This is a genomic window from Micromonospora aridisoli (genome assembly GCF_056150025.1).
In genome coordinates, this window is the sequence record NZ_JAXCFK010000005.1 from 195049 (window position 1) to 214658 (window position 19610).

The window sequence follows — 19610 nt, forward strand, 5'->3', positions numbered from 1 at the left end:
CTCGGAACCGGCCCTACGGGCGGCAGGTGGTCGAGGCGGGTACCGGGGTGGGCTGGATCTGGTCGGCGAGTCGGCGCAGCGCTCCGGCGGCGAGCCGGCGGGTCACGGCCAGCCGCGCCGGCCGGGGTACGTCGGGTCGGACCGGCGCATCCGGCCGGGCGGACATGACATGGCGGGTCACGGCGTCGACGGCGACGATGAAGCCGGTGGGCTGTTCCATGGTCAACTCCTCGGAACCGGTCCGGAACTGCTCCGGACGACGAGCGTGGTGGACAGCAGGATCTGGCCCGCGGCGGGGTCCACGGGCGGGTCGAACAGCAGCGTGGCGGCGCTGCGGCCCTTCGCCTCGCCGGGTTGACGGACGGTGGTCAGGCCGGCCGGCGCGGCCTCGGCGATGTCGTCGAAGCCGGTCACCGACACGTCCCGCCCCTGCTCGCTGGCGCGCAGCACGTCGAGCACGCCCAGGGCGAGCACGTCGGAGCAGGCCAGCACGGCGGTGGGCGGCTCGGGCAGGGTCGGCAGCGAGCGGACGGCGGCGGCGCCGGCGGCGCGGGTGTTGTCGGTGGCGGTGAGCACGATCAGGTCGGACCAGGCGACACCGACCGCCGCGAACGCGTCGGCGAAGCCCGTCAGACGGTCACGGGTGGTGGAATGCGGCACGTCGGACACGTCGGCGACCCGCAGCGGCCCCGCCGGGGCGTCGGGCAGGACGTCGTGGCCGAGCAGGGCGACCCGCCGGTGGCCGAGAGCGGTCAGGTGCGCCGCGGCCGAGCGGGCGGCCGCCCGCTCGTCGATGCCGACCCAGCGGTCCTCCGCTCGGGGACGCGACGAGGTGGTGACGAAGGGCAGTCCGCGCCCGCGGATCGCGTCGAGGATCTGCTCCTCGTCACCGGCGCAGTAGACGCAGAATCCGTCGACGGCGGCGTTCTCCACCGCGGTGCGGGCGCCCGCCGGATCGTCGGGCAGCGGTACCAGCAGCAGGTTGCTGTCGTGCCGTTCGGCCGCCTCGGCCACCCCGGTGAGGAACCGGACGGCGAAGGGGTCGGTGAACGCGTACGACAGCCGGGAGGTGAACAGCACCCCGATGGCGCCGACGAAGCCTCGTCGCAACGACCGGGCGGTCGGGTCAGGCCCTGGATAGCCCATCTGTCGGGCGGTCTCCAGGATGCGCTGGCGCAGCTGCGGCGAGAGTTGGTCGGGGCGGCCGTAGGCGTTGGAGACGGTACTGCGCGAGACGCCGACGGCCTCGGCCACCGCCCGCAGAGTCGGCTTCACCGGCCCGCCCCCCTCTCTGGACCGATCCAGTCTGTATCGATCCAGAGCCTAACCAAACCCCCCACCCCCGTCAACGCCCCACCCCCACCCCACCACCTCCCCACCCGTTGATCATGAAGTTGTTGCCGGGGGCAAGCGCTTACCCACGGCAACAACTTCATGATCAACGCGAACACACGTAGGAGCGCGGGCGGAACGGGCGGTACGGTCAGCGGGCGTCGATCTCGGCGATCATCCGCTCGAGGATCTCCGGCGTACGCTCCGGCGGCTCGGCCTCGACGCAGAGCCGCTCCATGGCGACCGCGTAGAAGTCGAGGTCCTCACGCTTGTCAAGGTAGATGGCGCTGGTCAGCTGCTCGATGTAGACGATGTCGGGCAGGTCCTGGTCGCCGAAGCGCAGAATCGTGAACGCTCCCCCGGCCGCGGCATGCCCACCGGCAGCGAACGGAATCACCTGGAGCCGGACGTTCGGCGTACGGGTCGCTTCGAGCAGCGCCTCCAGTTGGCCGCGCATCACCTGGGGGCCACCGATCGGTCGGCGCAGCGCCGCCTCGTCGACGACCGCCCACAGTCGCGGCGGGCGTGGCCGGCGCAGCAACTCCTGGCGGCGTATCCGCAGATCGACCCGCCGGTCGATCTCCTGCGGACCGGCCGTGCTGTGCCCGAGCAGCACCACGGCTCGCGCGTACTCCCGGGTCTGCAACAGGCCCGGGACGAACTGGACCTCGTAGCTACGAATGAGGGCGGCCGCGGCCTCCAGGCCGAGGTACGACTGGAACCACGACGGAAGAACGTCGCCGTACCGGTGCCACCAGCCCGGGTTGTTCGCGTCCCGGGCGAGCTTGAGCAGCGCCGCACGCTCCTGCTCGGCGGTGACCCCGTAGAGCGTGAGCAGATCGGCGACGTCGCGCTCCTTGAACCCGACCCGACCCAGCTCCATCCGGCTGATCTTCGACTCCGAGGACCGGATCTCCCAGCCGGCGCTCTCCCGGGTCACGCCCCGCGACTCCCGCAGCCGTCGCAACTGGGCACCGAGCAGCATCCGCAGCACGGTCGGGCCGGCCGCCGGGCCCTCCTCGGCGGAAACCATGGTCACCTGCCGTCCTCCGCATGCCGTCAGTGGCCGAACCGGTGGACCGACTCGACCGACGTGTAAGCATGCCATGAACCGTCAGTGAGGTGAACCGCCCATCCCGGGCGCGACGAATCCCGTCGATGGGATGTGGGATCAGCCGATCAGATGATCGAAGTCACCGTCCCGGGCCCCGAGCACGAAGGCGGCGATCTCGTCCACCGTGTAGATCAACGCCGGACCGTCGGGGTGCCGGGAGTTGCGTAGTGCGATACCCGCTCCGCCCGGCAACTCCGCCAGTTCGACACAGTTTCCGCTGGGGTTGCTGCGCCGGCTCTTCTGCCAGGCGAGGGGTGGCAAGTGATTGACGGGAACACCGTTGGGAGGCTGCTGCATGGGGCTTCGGGTTCTCTCCGATAGGCGCCGGTGCCGTGGGAGGAGCGGTAGCGGCATGAGGGGACGGTGTCGGGTCGTATGCACGTGCATCTGCTATTGCATCTGCAATGGACAACGGGGATGATAACGCACGTGCGTGACGCGTACCCGCTCACGTTCTGTCCCGCGAACCTGACAACCATCAGGGGAAACGAGGTGTTTGGCAGCGTCCGCCGATCGGCGCCGGGCGTGTGTCGCGGCGAAGGGAGATGGTGGTGCCGGATCCGCTGACCGTCGCGTCCGGCATCTGCGCCGCGGGAGCGCTGCTCTCCTCCTGGCAGTTGGGACGCCGCGCCGTGCGGGCCGAGGCGGAGATCGAGCGGCTCCAGGACGAACTCGCCGCCGAGCGGCACGCCGCCAGCCACGACCCGCTGACCGGCCTGCCCAACCGACGGGCCTTCTACCGCTTGGCCGCGACGCTGCTCACCGACTGCTCCGGCCGGCATCTGATCGCCGTGGTACTGGATCTCGACGACTTCAAGCAGATCAACGACCGGTACGGACACGCCGCGGGCGATCAGGTGCTGGTCAGCGTCGCCCAGCGGCTGGCCGCCTTCGCTGGCGACAACCTGGTGGCCCGCCTCGGTGGCGACGAGTTCGCCGGGCTGCTGACCAGTCCGACCCTCGACCGGCGGTGGATCGACCACGCCACCCGGCGGCTGTACGACATGCTCGCCGCACCGATCCCGCTGGGTGCCGTCAGCCTCCGGGTGACCGCCTCGGTCGGTCTGGCCCCCGTGCAGGGCAGTCAGCTCACCGAGGCGCTCGACCGCGCCGACGCCGCGATGTACGAGGCCAAGGCACTCGCCGACGGCCGTCCCGGCCGGGCCCTACGCGACACCGCCTACCTCGCCGAGTGCTGACCCCACCCCGCACGCGACCACGGCCCGGGCGTGGCCGGGCCGTGACTGGGTACTCCGCCGCGATCAGGCTCGTGCGGCGAAAGGAAGATCATGGCGGACATCCGGGCGCTGGTGCTCAACTGCACCCTCAAGCGCTCCCCCGCCCCGTCCAGTTCCGAGGTGCTGGGGCGGGAGGTGCTCGACGCCCTCGGCGAGCAGGGGGTCGGCGGCGAGCTCATCCGGGTGGTGGACCACGACGTCCACTTCGGTGTCTCCACCGACGAGGGCGACGGGGACGGCTGGCCGGGCATCCGGTCGAAGCTGCTGTCCGCGCAGATCCTCGTGATCGCCACACCGATCTGGCTCGGCCAGCCGTCGAGCGTGTGCAAGATGGTCCTGGAACGCCTCGACGCCGAGCTCAGCGAGACGGACGAGCAGGGCCGGCTGCTCACCTACGGCAAGATCGGTGCGGTGGCGGTGGTCGGCAACGAGGACGGCGCGCACCACACGATCGGTCAGGTGCAGCAGGCGCTCAACGAGGTCGGCTTCACCTGCCCGGCCGCCGGAGCCACCTACTGGGTCGGCGAGGCCCTGCACACGACCGACTACATCGACGTGCGCCCCAAGCCCGACACCACCGGTCGTACGACGAAGGCGCTGGCGCTCAACAGCGCGCACCTGGCCAGGCTGCTCGCCGAGCAGCCGTACCCGCCGCCGGACGCCCGCGACGCCGCGCTCGACCCGGCCCAGCGGTCGAGCTGAGATCGTCGGCTCCGCCGCGAGCCGCCCGGGTCGGGCGGTCAGCGCCAGCCGTACCCGGCGCGCAGAGCCTGTCCCACCCGGTCGAACCGGGCGCGGTCCAGCACCGCGCCCTCCCGTCGGATGCTGTCCTCCCGCATGGTCAGCACCCGGTCCAGGCGCACCCAGCTCGGGCGCTGGTCGCGGTCCCACTCCCCCGGACCGAGGGCCAGCCAGTGCCGTTCCCCCTGACGGTCGCCCTGGCTGGAGAGCATCAGTCCGAACAGGGTCCGGCTGTGCCGGCCCACCACCAGCACCGGCCGGTCCTTGCCCTGCCGGGGGTCGTCCTCGTAGGACACCCAGGTCCAGACGATCTCCCCCGGGTCGGCGTGACCGTCGGGCTCCGGGGCGTACGACAACTCGCGGCGCTGCAACGCGCTGACCTGGCGCGGCCGCGCGAGCTTCGCCGGGGTCGGTCCCGCCGACCGGGGCGTCGGAATCACCGCGCCGACGCGGGCCGCCACACTCCTGAACAGACCTGCCACGGCGGCAGCCTATCCGCTGCCACCGCTGTCCCGGTCGGCAGGGAGTGGGCCCTCCCCCGCCGCGAGACGGCCGCGACTCAGCCCGCGATCGGGTCGGTGCCGCCGTTCGCGGTGGTGGGCAACCGCGCGACCATCTCCTGGAACTCGGCGACGGTCACCGTCTCCCGCAGGGTCGCGAAGACCGCTGCCGCCCCGGCGGCCGCCGCGTGCTCGTCGACGCCGGCCCGCTCACCCACCCGGCGCAGGAAGTCCGCCGGACCACCGGGCGTAACCGCGTTGGTCAACTCGGCCGGCAGGTATCCGGTCGGGTCGGTCGGCGGCGAACCGGTCATCCGCTCCACGACGGTCTGCAGCACCGCGCGCGTGACGACGGCCGCGACTTCCGGATCCAGCCCGGAGCGACGTGACACCGCCGCGACGAACAACGGAAACCGCACGGCGTCCTCCTGTCGTCAGCGCCGCGCTGGATACCCCCGCCGACACCGGACAAACGCCCCCCGGTGCCGGCCAGAGCCCGGGTCGGCTCCCCGGGGCCCGGGCGGGGCCCGTCGAGGGCCGGCCGCGAGTGTGGCCGGCCGGACGAGCCACGCCCGGCGGTCCTCCGGCGTCGGTCACGGCTCGCACGCACACGTCGCGCCCCCGTTCTCCACCACGTGTGCGCGCCGAAGGACCGCCCTGGCCACCCGCCGTGCCGGACGCTGGGCGATCCGACCGCCGGGGTTACCAGAGCGAAGGCCATCGTACGCGTACAGTAAGGAGTCTTGTCAATGCTGGGTTACGTATCGGATCCTCGTGTAAATCTGGTGTTCCGCTGTGCGAGGAGCCGCCATGCCTGAGGAGCCCGACCACCCCGGCGAGACCTTCGCCGAGCGCCTCGACTGGCTGTTCCGCACCACCCGGGACCCGACCGGCAAGCCGTACAGCGTCCGGCACGTCGCCGGCGAACTGACCCGGCGCGGCTGCCGGATCTCGCACACCCATTTGAACAACCTGCGCCAGGGCCGGGCACCGGACCCGCGACGGTCCGTGGTCGAGGCGATCGCCGCCTTCTTCGGTCGACCGCCCTCGTTCTTCACCGGGCGACCGGCCGACCGGGATCCACCCGACGACGACCTCGTGCACATGCTGGCCGACCCGTACATCCGGCAGGTGGCGATGCGGTTGGTCGACGCCCGCCTGTCGCCCGAGGGACACGCGGTCGTCGTGGCGATGATCGAACAGGTCCGCCGGCTGGAACTCGCCGCGGGCAGCCGAGGTCGCGACGCCGAACGACTCACCGGCAGTTAGGCCGTGCCGCGCACCGCCGTCGACCGGCCCACCCGTTCCGTCGCGCACCGGTTGGCCCGGGCGAGCACCGAAGTGTTCGCGCCCGCCGTGTTCGCCGCCGTCATGCCACTGGTCGTCGCCGTGCACAGCACCGCTCCGGCGGTGGCGGTCGGGCTCGGCTGGGGTCTGCTGGCCCTGCTGTTCTGCTCCGCCGTGCCGTACGGGCTCATCCGGCTCGGCGTACGGCGAGGCCAGCTGACCGACCACCACGTCCGGATCCGCAGCCAACGTCGCCGGCCACTACTGCACGGCCTGGTGTCCGTCCTGATCGGCCTGCTGGCACTGGCGCTGCTCGGCGCTCCGCGTCCCCTGGTCGCCATGGTCGTCGGGATGCTCGCCATCCTGGCCGCCATCCTCGTGGTCAACCAGGTCTGGAAGGTCAGCGCCCACGCGGCGATCAGCGCCGCGTCGGTGGCCGCCCTGATCCACCTCTTCGGCCCGGCGGCGGCCCCGCTGGTGGTCGTGGTCGCGCTGGTGGGCTGGTCACGGGTCCGACTGCGCGACCACACCGTCGGCCAGGTGGTCGTCGGTGCCGCGCTCGGCCCGCTGGTCGGCGCTCCGTTCTTCCTGCTGTTCGGCTGAGTCGGTCGGCGACGCCACGCGGGCGGGCGCGGATCCGCCCGCCCCCCGGCTCTGCGCCTCGCGCCAGCGCGCGGCGCGCACCCGGTCCATCGTGTAGCACAGCTCGCGAGGGGCCTCCGGCCGGCCGGGCACCCGGGCGAACGGGAACCCCCGGCCGGCGTAGTCGTAGTGCGCCTTCAGCAGTCGGGTCAGCCCCGCCATCGCACCGATGATCTTCTTGCGTGGCCGCCCGGTGGCCTCGGCCAGATCCCCCACCGTGAACAGCCGCTCCGGCTCGGCGGCGAGCGCGTCGAGCACCGCGGCGACGGTGCGGTGGGTGGCGCTGCGCCCCTGGCTGAGCCGGCGCAGATCCTCGACCGTCCACTCGGCTTCCGGCGGAGGGGGCATCTGATCGGCGTGCCGTCGGGGCACCGGCTCCACCCGCTGCCGGGCGTCCAGGTCGGCCAGCAACCGGGCCACGTGCGGAATGTACGCCAGCGGGACCGCCACCAGGACCATCCCCTCGGCCGGCGTCCCCGGAACACCCACCGACGGCGGGTACGGCGGCTGCGCCGGAACGTTCACGACGTCGAGGGCGTTGCCGTGGCCTGGGCGGGCACGAACCGGTAACCCAGGCCGCGTACGGTCACGATCATCGGGGCCTGGTTCCCGTCCAGCGCCAGCCGTCGACGCAGTCGCTTGATGTGCACCGTCAGGGTGTTCGACGTGTCGTCGGAGATGCCACCCCAGACGGCGGCGAGCAACTGCTCCCGGGTGACCGTCCGCTCCGCGTGGCTCATGAAGAAGTAGAGCAGCCGGAACTCCTTCAGCGGCAGGGCCACCGTCCGGCCGTGCAGGCTCACCTCGAACGTCGCCGGGTCCACCCGCAGTCCACCCAGTTCGATCGGCGGATCGAGGGCACCGGAGGTCTCCGGGCGGATGGCCCGCAGGATCGGCAGCACCTCCTCGGCCCGGTAGGGACGCCGTACGCAGGCCGTGGCACCGGCCTTGAGCGCGGCGGCGGCGACCCCGCCGTCGTCGTCACCCACCCCGACCACGGTGGGGATGCCGGCCCGGCGGGCGAGCAGGCGGACCAGCTCGGTGCAGCTCATGGTGGCCAGTCCGGCGGCGACCACGGCCGCGTCCGGTTGCAGCGCCCCCGCGGCCAGGAGGGCCTCGGCGGCGTGGGTGAAGTGGTGGCCGCGTACCCGGTGGTCAGCCAACTGGGCCACCAGCGCGGCACCGACGCTCTCGTCGTCGTCCACCACGAGCAGCACGAAACGCCCGTCGGATCGGTGGTCACCTCTGGTGGCCTCGACGAGATTGTTCATCGCACACCGGCTCCGGTTCAGTTCAGGCCCGGCGCGACGCTCTCGGTCGCGCAGGGCGATCCCCCGCACTACAGGTCGACGACGGTCGGGCGGAGATGGCTGGACGCCACGGCGGGCCAGCCATCTCCGGTGGGCCACCCCAGACCTCGGCGACCCACCGTGGACCGTCGCGTCCGGCCTCAGCCGAAGCGACCGGTGATGTAGTCCTCCGTACGCTTGTCGGCGGGGTTGGTGAACAGCTTGCCGGTCTGGCTGAACTCCACCAGCCGACCGTGCCGCTCCTGCTTCTCGTCCACCTCGGCGGTGAAGAACGCGGTGTAGTGGCTGACCCGCGCCGCCTGCTGCATGTTGTGCGTGACGATCACGATCGTGTAGTCGTTCGTCAGCTCGAAGATCAGGTCTTCGATCTTCGCCGTCGCGATCGGGTCGAGGGCCGAGCAGGGCTCGTCCATCAGAATCACCTCGGGCTTGACGGCGATCGTCCGGGCGATGCACAGCCGCTGCTGCTGGCCGCCGGAGAGGGCCAGGGCGCTCTTGCGCAGCTTGTCCTTGACCTCGTCCCAGAGCGCGGCCTGGGTCAGGGCCTCCTCGACATGGTCGTCGAGCCGGCCCTTGATGCCGTTGATCCGCAACCCGTATGCCACGTTGTCGTAGATGGACTTGGGGAACGGGTTGGGCTTCTGGAACACCATGCCGATGCGCCGGCGCACCTGGATCGGGTCGACGTCCTTGGCGTACAGGTCCTGGCCGTGGAAGAGGACGTCGCCGCTGACCCGGGCACCCGGGATGGGGTCGTTCATCCGGTTGAGCGCCCGCAGCACGGTGGACTTGCCGCAGCCCGATGGCCCGATCATCGCGGTGACCTGGTTCTGCTGGATCGGCATGGTGGTGCCGCGCACCGCCTCGTAGCTGCCGTAGTAGACGCTGACGTCGCGCAGCTGCATCACCGACGCGGTGGCGGGCTCGACGCCGGAGGCGGTGGTGCCCGGAGCGTGCACCGCGACCGACGGTCGGGTGGTCAGGTTGGTGTCGTTGCTGGCCATGTCAGCGCTCCTTGATGGCGAACCGGCTGGAGATGAATCGGGCGATGATCGTGAAGCCGAGCACGATCACGATGAGCGTCAGCGCCGCACCCCAGGCCCGGTCCTGGGCGGCGGGGAACGAGGTACTGGCGTTGCGGAAGATCTGTGCCGGCAGGGCCGTGTTCGACCCGGCGAACAGGTTCCAGTTCGGCGAGAACGCGATGCCGGTGACGATGATGATCGGGGCGGTTTCGCCGGCCGCGCGGGCGACGGCCAGCAGCGAGCCGCTGGTGATCCCGGAGATCGCCGCCGGCAGCACCACGGTCAGCGTGGTCTTCCACTTGCGGGCCCCGAGCGCCATGCTGGCCTGCCGCAGCTCGTCCGGGACCAGCCGGAGCATCTCCTCGCTGCTGCGGATGACCACCGGCAGCATCAGGCAGGCCAGCGCCAACGCGCCGGCGAAGCCGGTGAACTCACCGACGAGCAGCACCCAGGAGATGTAGATGAACAGACCCATCACGATCGACGGCACGCCGGTCATCACGTCGGCCATCAGCCGGATGGTCCGGGCCAGCGGCCGCTGCTTGCCGTACTCGTTGAGGTAGATCGCGCCGAAGACACCGAGCGGGATCGCCATCAGCGCGGCCATCCCGGTGATGAGCAGCGTGCCGACGATCGCCGGGGCCATGCCCCCGCCCTGGCGACGGTATGAGTTCGGGATGTCCTCGGTCAGGAAGGACAGGCTCATCACCCCGCCACCCTTGGCGATGACCGTGTAGGTCACCAGGGCCAGCGGGATGACGGCGAGCAGCACGGCGGCCCAGATGGCGGCCGTGGCGAGGTGGTTGGTGAACCGGCGGCGGCCGGACAGGGCCGCTCGGGTCAGGTCGGGTCCGCCGGCGGCCGGGCGGGCGGCGGGCGGTGCGGTGACGGTCACGCGACGCTTCCCTTCATCCGGGCCTCGGCCCGACGGACGACCACCTGGGCGAGCACGTTGATCAGCACCGTCATCGCGAACAGCACCACGCCGAGGCCGATCAGCGCGGCGGTGAACGTGCCGGTGGACTCGCCGAACTGCTGCACGATGACCGCAGCCATCGAGTTGCCGGGCGCGAACAGGTTGGCCGTGATGTTCGTGGCGCCGCCGATGACCAGGGCCACCGCGATCGTCTCGCCCATCGCCCGGCCCAGACCGAGCATCACCGCGCCGACGACGCCGCCGAAGCTGTGCGGGAAGACCGCGCCCCGGATCATCTCCCAGCGGGTGGCGCCGAGCGCGAGGGCGGCGTCCTTGTCGGCGCGCGGCACGGTGCTGAACACCTCCCGGGTGATCGAGGTGATGATCGGCGTGACCATGATCGCCAGGATCAGACCGGCGGTCATGAAGTTGCGACCGCCGCCGACCGGGCCGAAGAGGCGGCCGAGCAACGGAACGCCGCCGAAGACGTCGTGCATCCACTGGTAGATCGGGACCAGCGCGGGCGCCACGACCAGAATGCCCCAGAGGCCGAAGACCACCGAGGGCACGGCGGCCAGCAGGTCGATCACGGTCACCGCCGGTCCGCGCAGCCGGCGCGGTGCCAGCTCGGTGAGGAACAGCGCGATGCCCACCGAGACCGGCACCGCGAACAGCAGCGCGATCAGCGACGAGACCGCGGTGCCGTAGGCGAACGACAGCGCGCCGAAGATCGCGTCGCCGGTGGCCGGGTTCGGGTCCCAGACCCGCTCGGTGATGAAGCGCAGACCCATCGCGTCGAACGCGGGCCAGGCCTCCCGCACGGTCGTGATGAGGATCAGCCCGAGGATGGCGAGCACCAGCAGGCCGGTGCCGAGCGTCCACCAGGAGAAGATGCGGTCGCCGAGGGCGCTGCTGCCGCGCTGGGTCAGCATCGGCTTGGCGGCGGGGGACTTGTTCGTCAAGGTCATCTCTACTCCAGCTCAGGTACCCCGCTAGGGACGGGATCGTCCTGATCCCGTCCCCAGCTGGAACGCCCTAGCGATCTTGATTTGATCAGCCCTGGATCTTCTCGACCTGGGCCAGCGCCTTCTCCTTGAGGGAGGCCGGCAGCGGCGCGAAGTCGATCTCCTTGGCCAGGTCCTGGCCGTCGTTGAGCAGGTAGGTGAGGAAGCCCTTGACCAGCTTGGCCTTCTCCGCGTCGTAGGAGGTCTTGACGATGATGAAGGTCGGCGCGGTGATCGGGTAGGCGTTGGCGCCGGCGGCGTTGAGCGGGTTGTAGCTCAGGTCGTCGGCGATCTCGGCACCCTCCAGACCGGCGGTGGTGCCTTCCAGCGTCGGCTCGACGAACTGGCCGTCCTTGTTCTTGATGGCGGCGAACTTCAGACCGGTCGCCTTCGCGTCACTCAGGTCGACGTAGCCCACGGCACCGTTGGTCTGCTGCACGATCTGGGCGACACCGGTGTTCTTCTCGCCACCCTGGGTGCTGGCCGGCCAGGCCACCGTGTCACCGCTGCCCAGCTTCCAGGTGCCCGACGCGGCCGCGTCGAGGTACTTGGTGAAGTTGCTGGTGGTGCCGGAGCCGTCCGAGCGGTGCGCCACGACGATCGGCGTGTTGGGCATTTCGACGCCCGGGTTGTCGGCCTTGATGGCCGCGTCGTCCCAGGTCTTGATGTCGGTCTGGAAGATCTTGGCGAGCGTCTCCGGGCTGAGCTGAAGCTTGTCCACGCCCTGCAGGTTGTAGGAGACCGTGATCGGCGCCGCCACCGTCGGCACGTAGAGGAACGAACCGGCGGCCACGCCGTCGGTGTCCTTCACCAGGCTGTCGGTGCCGGCGAAGTCGACCAGGCCCTCACCGAACTGCTTCTTGCCGGTGCCGGAGCCGGTCGCGTTGTAGGTGACCGTCACGTTGGAGGCCTCGCCCTTGAAGGCTTCGACGACCTCTTGGTAGTAAGCGTCCGGGAAGCTGGCGCCCGACGCCTTCAACTCGCCGGACAGGTCAGCGTAGGCGCTGTCGCCGCCACTGCCGCCCGGCTCCGAGCTGTTGCCGTTGCTACCACAGCCGGTAAGCGCGAGCGCGGCAAGCGCGACGCCGGCAAGGACGCGCCGCGAAAGCACGTTGCGGTTCACCAGGTAAGCCTCTCTATCGGGGTGCATCAGCCCGTCCGGGCCGTACGCGAGTCAAGCTAGGAGGCTCAGGTAGCCGAACTCCCGGTCCCAGGTGAACGAAAAATGAACTTGCCGGCTCGATGGTGGCCGCACCGGAGCCGGGATGTGACGTTGAGGTCGCGCCGTACCGGATGCCCGGATTGGGGCGGGCCGGATCCGGCCCGCCGCACCTGCCGGGTCAGAGTCGGATCGTGCCGGTCACCAGGTAGACGACCTGGCGCGCGACGTTTACCGCCTGGTCGGCGTAGCGCTCGTAATACCGGCCGAGCAGGGCCAGGTCGATCGCCGACTCCACCCCGTAGGGCCAGCCGGCGACCAGCAGCGACAGCAGGCGTTCCTGGGCGGCGTCGACCTCGTCGTCGTCGAGTCCGAGCTGCATCGCGGCGAGCCGGTCCCGGGTGGCCAGCACGAGCGCGCTCTTGTCGGCGACCCGCGCCGCCGCGTCGGCCAACGCCGTCATGACCGGCATCGCCGGCTCCGGGACCACTCCGACCGGGTGCCGGCGCAGGGCGACCTTGGCGACGTGCACCGCCAGATCACCCATCCGTTCGAGGGCAACGGCGATCCGCAGCGCGCACACCACCACACGCAGGTCCGAGGCGACCGGCTGGTGCCGGACCAGCACCTCCGGGATCATCGCCTCCACCTCGGCCCGCCGGGCGTCCAGCACCGCGTCACCGGCGAGCACGGCCTCGGCCGCACCCCGGTCCACCTCCAGCAGCGCGGCGCTGGCCCCCCGGATCGCCGCGCCGGCCTCCCGGCTCATCAACGCCAGTACGCCGGTGAGCCGGTCGAGCTGCTCGTCGAAGCTGTCCCGGCCCATTACGCGCCCCTTCCCGTCCAACCGGGTCACCCGCCCGCGGTGGAACCCGAACCGGCGCGGTGGCCGGCCGACCCTGGACAGCAACCTACCCGCCCCCGGGTCGCGCCACCGGTCACGGCCCGGGAGCGCGACGGCGGGTCGGGCGCGGACGCGACCCCACGCCCGGCGGACCGTACGCCACCGAACAGGTCAGTCGGCCAGCACGTCCAGCAGCAGGGCCGCCGTCCAGCTGAACGCCGGTGAGCCCAGCCCCGCGCCGGTGTCCGGGTGGAAGTACTCGTGACAACCGGCCGACGCAACCAGCTCGATGATCGAGGAGCGTAGCCCCGCCGCCAACCGGTCGTGCCCGTGCAGCAGCAGTCCACGCCGGACCAGCCAGGTGGTGTTCATCCAGCTCGGACCGCGCCAGTAGCGCAGCGGCTCGAAGTCGGTGGCGGTGCGGTCGTGGCTGGGCAGCGGTCGGGCCATCCGGGCGGCGAGGCCGAAGCGGGCCGAACGGGCCTCGGTGAGCACCCCCTCGACCTGCCGCGCCGGCAGGTCGGGCAGGATCAGCGGGGCCAGGCCCAGCACGGTGCGGGCCGGGGTCAGCCGGTCGGTACGCAGGTCGCGCGGATGGAAGGTACCGCTGTCCGGGTCGTACAGCCGGTTCACCACGGCCTCGGTGATCCGCGTCGCCCGTTGCCGGTGCGGACCCGGATCCGCACCGATCACCCCGGCGATCCGGGCGAGCGCCCACTCCGCGGCACCCATGGCCGCGTTGAACAGCGGACACTCCACCAGGAACGGATGCCGTTCGGCGAGACTGCCGTCGCGGTACCCGTCGGTCCGGTACGCGGTGACGATGGTGACGTACCGCGCGTAGTCCAGGTCGGTGGGTCGGTGCGCGGGGTCGGCGTGCGTGGTGTCCCGCCGCCGGTACGCGCGCAGCACCGCCGCCTCGGCCGGCACGGCGGACATCGGCGCGTCCCAGGCGGGGCTGTTGTCCAGTCCGGACTCCCACGGGTGCACGATGCTCGCCAGGCCGCCACCACCGACGTCGCGGCACGTGGCGAGGTAGCGCTGCTGCGCCACCAGCCCCGGATAGAGCCGGCGCAGCGCGGCACGGCCCCGCTCCGACGGCATCCGCCGGTACGCGTGCCAGGCGGCCAGGGCGTGCACGGGCGGCTGGACCAGGCCGGAGGTGGCCACCGCCGGCGCCCCGTCCACGGTCTCCGAGGCCCAGAACCCGGGGCCGGGGAAGTAGGCGCCGGCGGAAACGGCCGGGTTGAACACGATGTGCGGCACCCGGCCGTCGCGCCACTGGGCGCGGAACAGGCTGGTCAGCTCCGTCCAGGCGCGGTCGGGACGGAGGTGGGCCCAGCCGATCGCGATGAAGGCGGAGTCCCAGCTCCACTGATGCGGGTACAGGGTGCGTGAGGGCACGGTGTGGTCGCCCGCCCAGTTGCCGTCGAGGGTGTCCCGGGCCAGCTCCCACAGCCGGCGGTGCTCCCCGGCTGCGGCACCGCGCACCCCCGGGTCCGTCCCGGCCGACGGAACAGTCTGGTCCACCATGCGTCACATCCTGGCACCGGTACGCCCGAGGCTACGCTAGGGCGATCGTGACGCAGTTCACGGTGCGGGGGTGGACCAGGACCAGCGGACAGAGAGGTGAGGGAGCCCGATGAGGCAGCCAGGACAGGGCCCGACGGACACCGAGAGTGAGGGCTACACCCAGCGGCTGCAGCGCCTCGGCGGAGCGCGCTGGAAGCGGATGCTGGACGTGCAGGCGCCGTACCGGTGGAACCTACGGCGGCTGGGGTTGGGTCGGACCCTCGACGTCGGCTGCGGCCTCGGACGCAATCTGGTGAACCTCGGTGCGGGGGCGGTGGGAGTGGACCACAACCCCACCTCGGTGGCCCACGCGCGGGGCCTCGGACTCGAGGCGTACACCGTCGAGGAGTTCTTCCGCTCCGACCACGCCCGCCCGGACGCCTTCGACTCGATGCTCGCCGCGCACCTGCTGGAACACCTGCCGGCCGAGCAGGCGCGCGAGGTGGTCGCGTCGTACCTGCCGTTCATCCGCTCGGGCGGTCGGGCGGTCTTCATCACCCCGCAGGAGCGCGGCTACCGCAGCGACGCCTCCCACGTCCGGTTCGTCGGCTTCACCGAGACCGCCGAGACCTGCCGGGAACTCGGCCTGACCGTGCTGCGCCAGTATTCCTTCCCGTTCCCCCGCGCCGCCGGCAGGCTGTTCACCTACAACGAGTTCGTGACCGTCGCCCGGCTGCCCTGAGGAGTCCGGATACGGTTCAGACGTGAACAACCCGACCCGATGGGCCACCGACACCGGCCCCGAGCACTCGCAGTGGTACGTCGACCGGTTCCGGCAGCTCGCGGCCGAGGGAGCCGACCTGGCCGGCGAGGCCCGGCTGGTGGACACGCTGGTGCCACCCGGTTCGCGAATCCTCGACGCCGGCTGCGGCACCGGCCGGGTCGGCGCCGAACTGGCTCGGCGGGGCCACACGGTGGTCGGCGTGGACGCCGATCCGGTCCTGATCGACGCGGCCCGCGCCGACCACCCCGCGCCGCGTTGGCTCGTCGCCGACCTGGCCGACCTGGACCTCGCGGCGGCCGGCGAGGAGGAGCCGTTCGACGCGGCGGTGCTCGCCGGCAACGTGATGGCCTTCGTCGCCGTGGGCACCGAACGGGAGGTGCTGCGCCGCGTCGCCGCGCACCTGCGCCCGGACGGGGTGGTCGCGGTCGGCTTCGGCACCGATCGGGGCTATCCGCTGGCGGACTTCGACGCCGATGTGGTCGGTGCCGGACTGCGCCTGGAACACCGCTTCGCCACCTGGGACCTGCGCCCCTGGCGCGACGACGCGGACTTCGCCGTCACCGTGCTGCGCCGGCCCGCCTGACCGCCACTGCCCGCGGTGCGGCACACCCGTGCCCCCACCGGGCTCATATTGACGTGCGGGCATCGCGGGCGTGCTCGTAGTCTGACCGGATGCCCCCGCAGCTCCCCCACCGCGATCCGGGTGTGCCGGACACGCGGGGGCCGCTCCGGTACATCTGGTGGCTGGTCCGCTGCCAGCCGTGGCGGGTGTTGCGCGGCGGCCTCATCGGTACCGCCTGGATGCTCGGGTTGTCGGTCCGGCCGTACCTCGTCGCCCGCGCCGTCGACGACGGACTGCGCGCCGCCGACCTCGGCGCGCTGCTGTGGTGGGTGGCCGCGATCGTCGTCGCCGGAATGCTCCTGGCATACCTGGGCATCATGCGGCACCGCACGATGACGTTCGTCCGGGAGGACGCCTCGGCCCGGACCGCCGCCGTCCTGCTACGACACCTGGCCGGGATCGGCGCGGTGCTGCCCCGCAGACTCGCCAGCGGGGAGGTGGCCACCGTGGGCGGCGCGGACATCACGCACACCTCGGCGGTGCTGACCATGACCGGTCCGGGCGTCGGAGCGGTCATCGCGTACGTGTTCGTCGCCTTCGTACTGTGGTCGGTCTCCCCGCTCCTGGCGCTCTTCGTGCTGCTCGGCGTGCCCGCGGTGGTGCTGGTCGTCGGCCCGCTGCTGCGCCGCCTCGAACGGGTCGAGTCGGTCTACCGCCACCAGCAGGGCATGCTCACCACCCGGGCCGCGGACATCGTGGCCGGGCTGCGCGTGCTCGCCGGCGTCGGCGGGCGGGGGCTGTTCGCCCGCCGGTACGCGGCCCGCTCCCGGCAGCTGCTCACCGAGGGTTACCGGGTCGGCGCCGTGAACAGCTGGATCGAGGCGCTGACGATCGTCATCCCGGGACTGTTCCTGACCGCCGTGGTGTGGCTGGCAGCGCGGATGGCCTCGGCCGGCGACATCACGATCGGGCAGATGATCGCCGTCTACGGGTACGTGGCGGTGCTCATCGTGCCGGTGTGGTTCCTGCTCGAGGGCGGCCACCAGCTGATCCGGGGTCGGGTCGCCGCCCGGCGGATCGTTACGGTACTCACCCTGGCACCGGACGAGGCCGGCGCACCGTCGCCGGTCGACGGGACGCCGGCCCTACCTGCGCCGGACCGGCCCGCCGACCTGCACGATCCCGCCACCGGGCTGACCGTACCCGCCGGGCGGCTGCTGGCCGTCGCCGCCGACGAGCCGGCCGAGGCCGTCGCGCTGGCCGACCGCCTCGGTCGGTACGTCGCCAGCGACGTGACCTGGGGCGGCGTACCGCTGAGCAGGGTCGCGCTCGATGAGGTACGGGATCGGATCCTCGTCGCCGACCACGACTCCTACCTCTTCGCCGGGACCCTGCGCGAGATCCTGCGGGTCCGGGCCGGCGTCAGCGACGGCGACCTGCACGCGGCCCTGCGTACCGCCTCGGCGGAGGACGTCGTCGACGCCCATCCGGACGGGCTCGCGATGCCGGTCGGCGCCCGGGCCCGGACCCTCAGCGGCGGGCAGCGACAACGCGTACGCCTGGCCCGGGCCCTGCTCGCCGAGCCGGAGGTGCTGATCCTCGCCGACCCGACGTCGGCCGTGGACGCGCACACCGAGGCGCGCATCGCGCAGCGACTTCGCGCGGCGCGGGCCGGGCGGACCACGATCGTGCTGACCAGTTCACCACTGCTGCTCGGTTGCGCCGACCGCGTGGCGTACCTGCGCGAGCGCCGGGTGGTGGCCACCGGCACCCACGCGGACCTGCTCGACCGTGACCCGGGTTACCGGGCCCTGGTGTCCCGGACCAGTGAGTCCGCCGTCGACGGGGTGCCGGGGTGAGCGGACTGCCGGTCGCGGACCGGAAGGTCGTCCGCCGGTCCGCGCTGGACCTCATCGCCGTGGACCGCCGCGCGGTCGTCGTGGTGCTGGTGCTGCACGGTGCCGCCGCCGTCGCCGGGCTCGCCACGCCGTGGCTGTTGGGCAGGATCGTGGACGAGGTCGCCGCCGGGGCGGGCGCCGCCGCCGTGGACCGCCTGGCGTTCGCGATCGGCGGATGCGTGCTCGCCCACGGGCTGCTCACCCGCTACGCCCAGTACGCCGGCCACCGATTCGGCGAGCGTGCCGTCGCCCGGCTGCGCGAGCAGTTCGTCTCGCGGGCGCTCGACCTGCCCATCTCCGTCGTCGAACGGGCCGGCACCGGCGAACTCGCCACCCGCAGCTCGGTCGACGTGGCGACGGTCGGCACCACCGTCCGGGACGTGGTGCCCGTCATGGTCATCGCCTCGACCCAACTGTCGCTGCTCTTCGGCGCGATCTTCCTGCTGCACCCGCTGCTCGGTGTGGTCGCGCTGACCGGGCTGCCGTCGATCGTCGCGGTCACCCGCTGGTACCTGCGCCGGGCCAGGGCGGCATACCTCGCCGAGGGGGCCGCCACCGCCGAGCTGACCGAGGCGCTGACCACGACCGCGGAGGGTGCCCGCACCGTCGAGGCGCTGCGCCTCGGCGCGGACCGCATCTCGCACGGCAGGCAGCGCATCGGCCGGGTGTGGGCCACCCGCCGGGCGACCCTGGCCCTGCGGTCGGTCTTCTTCCCGGTGGTGGAGGCGAGCTACCCGCTGCCGATCGCCGCGGTGCTGCTGTTCGGCGGGTACCTGCTGAGCCGGGGAATGGTGACGCTCGGCGAGGTGGTCGCGGCCGCGCTCTATCTCCAGCAGGCCATCGACCCGCTGGATCGACTGCTGCAATGGATGGAACAGGCACAACGTGGCCTCGCCTCGTTCGCCCGCGTGCTCGGGGTCGGTCAGCAGGCCGAACCCGCCGCCGCCCCGGTCATCGCCGGGACACCGCGGCCACGCGGCCCGGCGCCCGCCCGGCCCGGACGGCTCGTCGTGCGCGGTGCACGGTTCGCGTACGCCGACGGACACGACGTGCTGCACGGCATCGACCTGGAGGTGCGTCCGGGTGAACGTCTCGCCATCGTCGGCCCTTCGGGGGCCGGGAAGTCCACCCTGGCCCGGTTGCTCGCCGGGATCGACGCGCCGCGCCGGGGCGTGGTGAGCCTCGACGGCTGTCCGGTCACCGACCTGGACCCGGCCGAGCGACGCCGCCGGATCGCCCTCGTCACCCAGGAGCACCACGTCTTCATCGGGTCGCTGCGCGACAACCTCGCCTTCGCCGCACCCGACGCCTCGGACGAGCAGATGCGCGCCGCGCTGGTCGCGGTGAGCGCCGACTGGTACGCCGACCTGCCCGACGGACTCGACACACAGGTCGGTGACGGTGCCCGCGAACTCGGTGCCGCCGACGCCCAGCAGGTCGCGCTGGCCCGGCTGGTGCTCGCCGACCCGCACACGCTGATCCTCGACGAGGCGACCGCCGCGCTCGATCCGACAACGGCCCGGCGCACCGAACGAGCGCTCGCCGCCGTGGTCACCGGGCGTACCGTCATCGCCATCGCGCACCGGCTGAACACCGCCCACGACGCCGACCGCGTGGCGGTGCTCGAAGGCGGACGGATCACCGAGCTGGGCAGTCACGACGAACTCGTCCGCGCCGGTGGCGCCTACGCCGCCCTCTGGCGCTCCTGGCACGGCTGAACGAGGTCCGGCGAGCGCCGGCGC

Annotated in this window: 22 protein-coding genes; 8 read left to right on the forward strand and 14 right to left on the reverse strand. The window is 72.2% G+C overall.

The genetic code is table 11. The features are described 5' to 3' along the window. Nucleotides 1-13: 13 nt before the first annotated feature. From SM447_RS12925 to SM447_RS12940, 4 genes are all read right to left on the reverse strand, one after another. Nucleotides 14-220 (reverse strand): hypothetical protein, encoded by a 207-nt coding sequence (locus tag SM447_RS12925; protein WP_474572996.1) that lies wholly within the window; start codon nucleotides 218-220, stop codon nucleotides 14-16. A 2-nt stretch (nucleotides 221-222) separates the two neighbouring features. After that, nucleotides 223-1275, reverse strand: a complete 1053-nt coding sequence (locus SM447_RS12930; protein ID WP_474572997.1) for a LacI family DNA-binding transcriptional regulator — start codon at nucleotides 1273-1275, stop codon at nucleotides 223-225. A gap of 208 nt (nucleotides 1276-1483) precedes the next feature. Continuing rightward, nucleotides 1484-2365 carry a helix-turn-helix domain-containing protein gene (locus SM447_RS12935; RefSeq protein WP_474573271.1) on the reverse strand — a complete coding sequence of 294 codons (882 nt, stop codon included), beginning with the start codon at nucleotides 2363-2365 and terminating at the stop codon, nucleotides 1484-1486. Between the two features lie 138 nt (nucleotides 2366-2503). Further along, entirely contained in the window at nucleotides 2504-2743 is a 240-nt protein-coding gene (locus SM447_RS12940) for a DUF397 domain-containing protein (RefSeq protein ID WP_204001349.1), read from the reverse strand. A 254-nt stretch (nucleotides 2744-2997) separates the two neighbouring features. Here SM447_RS12940 and SM447_RS12945 point away from each other — a divergent pair, with 254 nt between their 5' ends. After that, the gene (locus tag SM447_RS12945; protein ID WP_474572998.1) at nucleotides 2998-3645 is read left to right on the forward strand and encodes a GGDEF domain-containing protein; all 648 of its coding nucleotides are present in this window, start codon (nucleotides 2998-3000) and stop codon (nucleotides 3643-3645) included. Between the two features lie 90 nt (nucleotides 3646-3735). Then, on the forward strand, nucleotides 3736-4386 hold the full coding sequence (locus SM447_RS12950; protein WP_474572999.1) for a flavodoxin family protein: 651 nt from the start codon (nucleotides 3736-3738) through the stop codon (nucleotides 4384-4386). 38 nt (nucleotides 4387-4424) lie between these two features. On the opposite strand, the gene SM447_RS12955 is transcribed toward SM447_RS12950, so the two are convergent. Both SM447_RS12955 and SM447_RS12960 read right to left on the reverse strand, forming a co-directional pair. Beyond that, nucleotides 4425-4907: a type II toxin-antitoxin system PemK/MazF family toxin gene (locus SM447_RS12955; protein ID WP_474573000.1), complete on the reverse strand. Its 483-nt coding sequence runs from the start codon at nucleotides 4905-4907 to the stop codon at nucleotides 4425-4427. Nucleotides 4908-4984: 77 nt separating this feature from the next. Continuing rightward, nucleotides 4985-5344: a DUF2267 domain-containing protein gene (locus SM447_RS12960; protein ID WP_474573001.1), complete on the reverse strand. Its 360-nt coding sequence runs from the start codon at nucleotides 5342-5344 to the stop codon at nucleotides 4985-4987. Between the two features lie 391 nt (nucleotides 5345-5735). Between SM447_RS12960 and SM447_RS12965 the strand changes: the two genes are divergently transcribed. Both SM447_RS12965 and SM447_RS12970 read left to right on the forward strand, forming a co-directional pair. Next, nucleotides 5736-6194, forward strand: coding sequence for a hypothetical protein (locus tag SM447_RS12965; protein ID WP_474573002.1), 459 nt, complete (start codon nucleotides 5736-5738; stop codon nucleotides 6192-6194). A 3-nt stretch (nucleotides 6195-6197) separates the two neighbouring features. After that, complete coding sequence (locus SM447_RS12970; protein WP_474573003.1) at nucleotides 6198-6815, forward strand: hypothetical protein; 618 nt, start codon at nucleotides 6198-6200, stop codon at nucleotides 6813-6815. On the opposite strand, the gene SM447_RS12975 is transcribed toward SM447_RS12970, so the two are convergent. The 8 genes from SM447_RS12975 to SM447_RS13010 form a co-directional block, all read right to left on the reverse strand. Beyond that, nucleotides 6717-7379, reverse strand: a complete 663-nt coding sequence (locus tag SM447_RS12975) for a hypothetical protein (RefSeq protein WP_474573004.1) — start codon at nucleotides 7377-7379, stop codon at nucleotides 6717-6719. The two genes, SM447_RS12970 and SM447_RS12975, sit on opposite strands and share 99 nt — an antisense overlap. Then, complete coding sequence (locus SM447_RS12980) at nucleotides 7376-8125, reverse strand: winged helix-turn-helix transcriptional regulator (protein WP_474573005.1); 750 nt, start codon at nucleotides 8123-8125, stop codon at nucleotides 7376-7378. Before SM447_RS12980 ends, SM447_RS12975 begins: the two co-directional genes overlap by 4 nt. Before the next feature lie 179 nt (nucleotides 8126-8304). Beyond that, nucleotides 8305-9168 carry a phosphate ABC transporter ATP-binding protein PstB gene (gene pstB / locus SM447_RS12985; RefSeq protein WP_474573006.1) on the reverse strand — a complete coding sequence of 288 codons (864 nt, stop codon included), beginning with the start codon at nucleotides 9166-9168 and terminating at the stop codon, nucleotides 8305-8307. Nucleotide 9169: 1 nt separating this feature from the next. Beyond that, nucleotides 9170-10084 carry a phosphate ABC transporter permease PstA gene (gene pstA, locus SM447_RS12990; protein WP_474573007.1) on the reverse strand — a complete coding sequence of 305 codons (915 nt, stop codon included), beginning with the start codon at nucleotides 10082-10084 and terminating at the stop codon, nucleotides 9170-9172. Then, complete coding sequence (pstC, locus tag SM447_RS12995; RefSeq protein WP_474573008.1) at nucleotides 10081-11073, reverse strand: phosphate ABC transporter permease subunit PstC; 993 nt, start codon at nucleotides 11071-11073, stop codon at nucleotides 10081-10083. The genes pstA and pstC overlap by 4 nt, the downstream gene beginning before the upstream one ends. Before the next feature lie 85 nt (nucleotides 11074-11158). Beyond that, nucleotides 11159-12232: a phosphate ABC transporter substrate-binding protein PstS gene (gene pstS, locus SM447_RS13000; protein WP_474573009.1), complete on the reverse strand. Its 1074-nt coding sequence runs from the start codon at nucleotides 12230-12232 to the stop codon at nucleotides 11159-11161. A gap of 217 nt (nucleotides 12233-12449) precedes the next feature. After that, nucleotides 12450-13094, reverse strand: a complete 645-nt coding sequence (locus SM447_RS13005; RefSeq protein WP_474573010.1) for a phosphate signaling complex PhoU family protein — start codon at nucleotides 13092-13094, stop codon at nucleotides 12450-12452. 189 nt (nucleotides 13095-13283) lie between these two features. Next, nucleotides 13284-14645 (reverse strand): MGH1-like glycoside hydrolase domain-containing protein, encoded by a 1362-nt coding sequence (locus SM447_RS13010; protein WP_474573011.1) that lies wholly within the window; start codon nucleotides 14643-14645, stop codon nucleotides 13284-13286. 109 nt (nucleotides 14646-14754) lie between these two features. Here SM447_RS13010 and SM447_RS13015 point away from each other — a divergent pair, with 109 nt between their 5' ends. The 4 genes from SM447_RS13015 (at nucleotide 14755) to SM447_RS13030 (ending at nucleotide 19586) form a co-directional block, all read left to right on the forward strand. Next, nucleotides 14755-15366, forward strand: coding sequence for a class I SAM-dependent methyltransferase (locus tag SM447_RS13015; protein WP_474573012.1), 612 nt, complete (start codon nucleotides 14755-14757; stop codon nucleotides 15364-15366). Between the two features lie 22 nt (nucleotides 15367-15388). Beyond that, nucleotides 15389-15991: a class I SAM-dependent methyltransferase gene (locus SM447_RS13020; protein WP_474573013.1), complete on the forward strand. Its 603-nt coding sequence runs from the start codon at nucleotides 15389-15391 to the stop codon at nucleotides 15989-15991. An 89-nt stretch (nucleotides 15992-16080) separates the two neighbouring features. Continuing rightward, a complete protein-coding gene (locus SM447_RS13025; RefSeq protein WP_474573014.1) occupies nucleotides 16081-17829 on the forward strand; it encodes an ABC transporter ATP-binding protein in 1749 nt (582 codons plus the stop codon). Continuing rightward, nucleotides 17826-19586 (forward strand): ABC transporter ATP-binding protein, encoded by a 1761-nt coding sequence (locus SM447_RS13030; RefSeq protein WP_474573015.1) that lies wholly within the window; start codon nucleotides 17826-17828, stop codon nucleotides 19584-19586. The genes SM447_RS13025 and SM447_RS13030 overlap by 4 nt, the downstream gene beginning before the upstream one ends. Nucleotides 19587-19610: the final 24 nt, after the last annotated feature.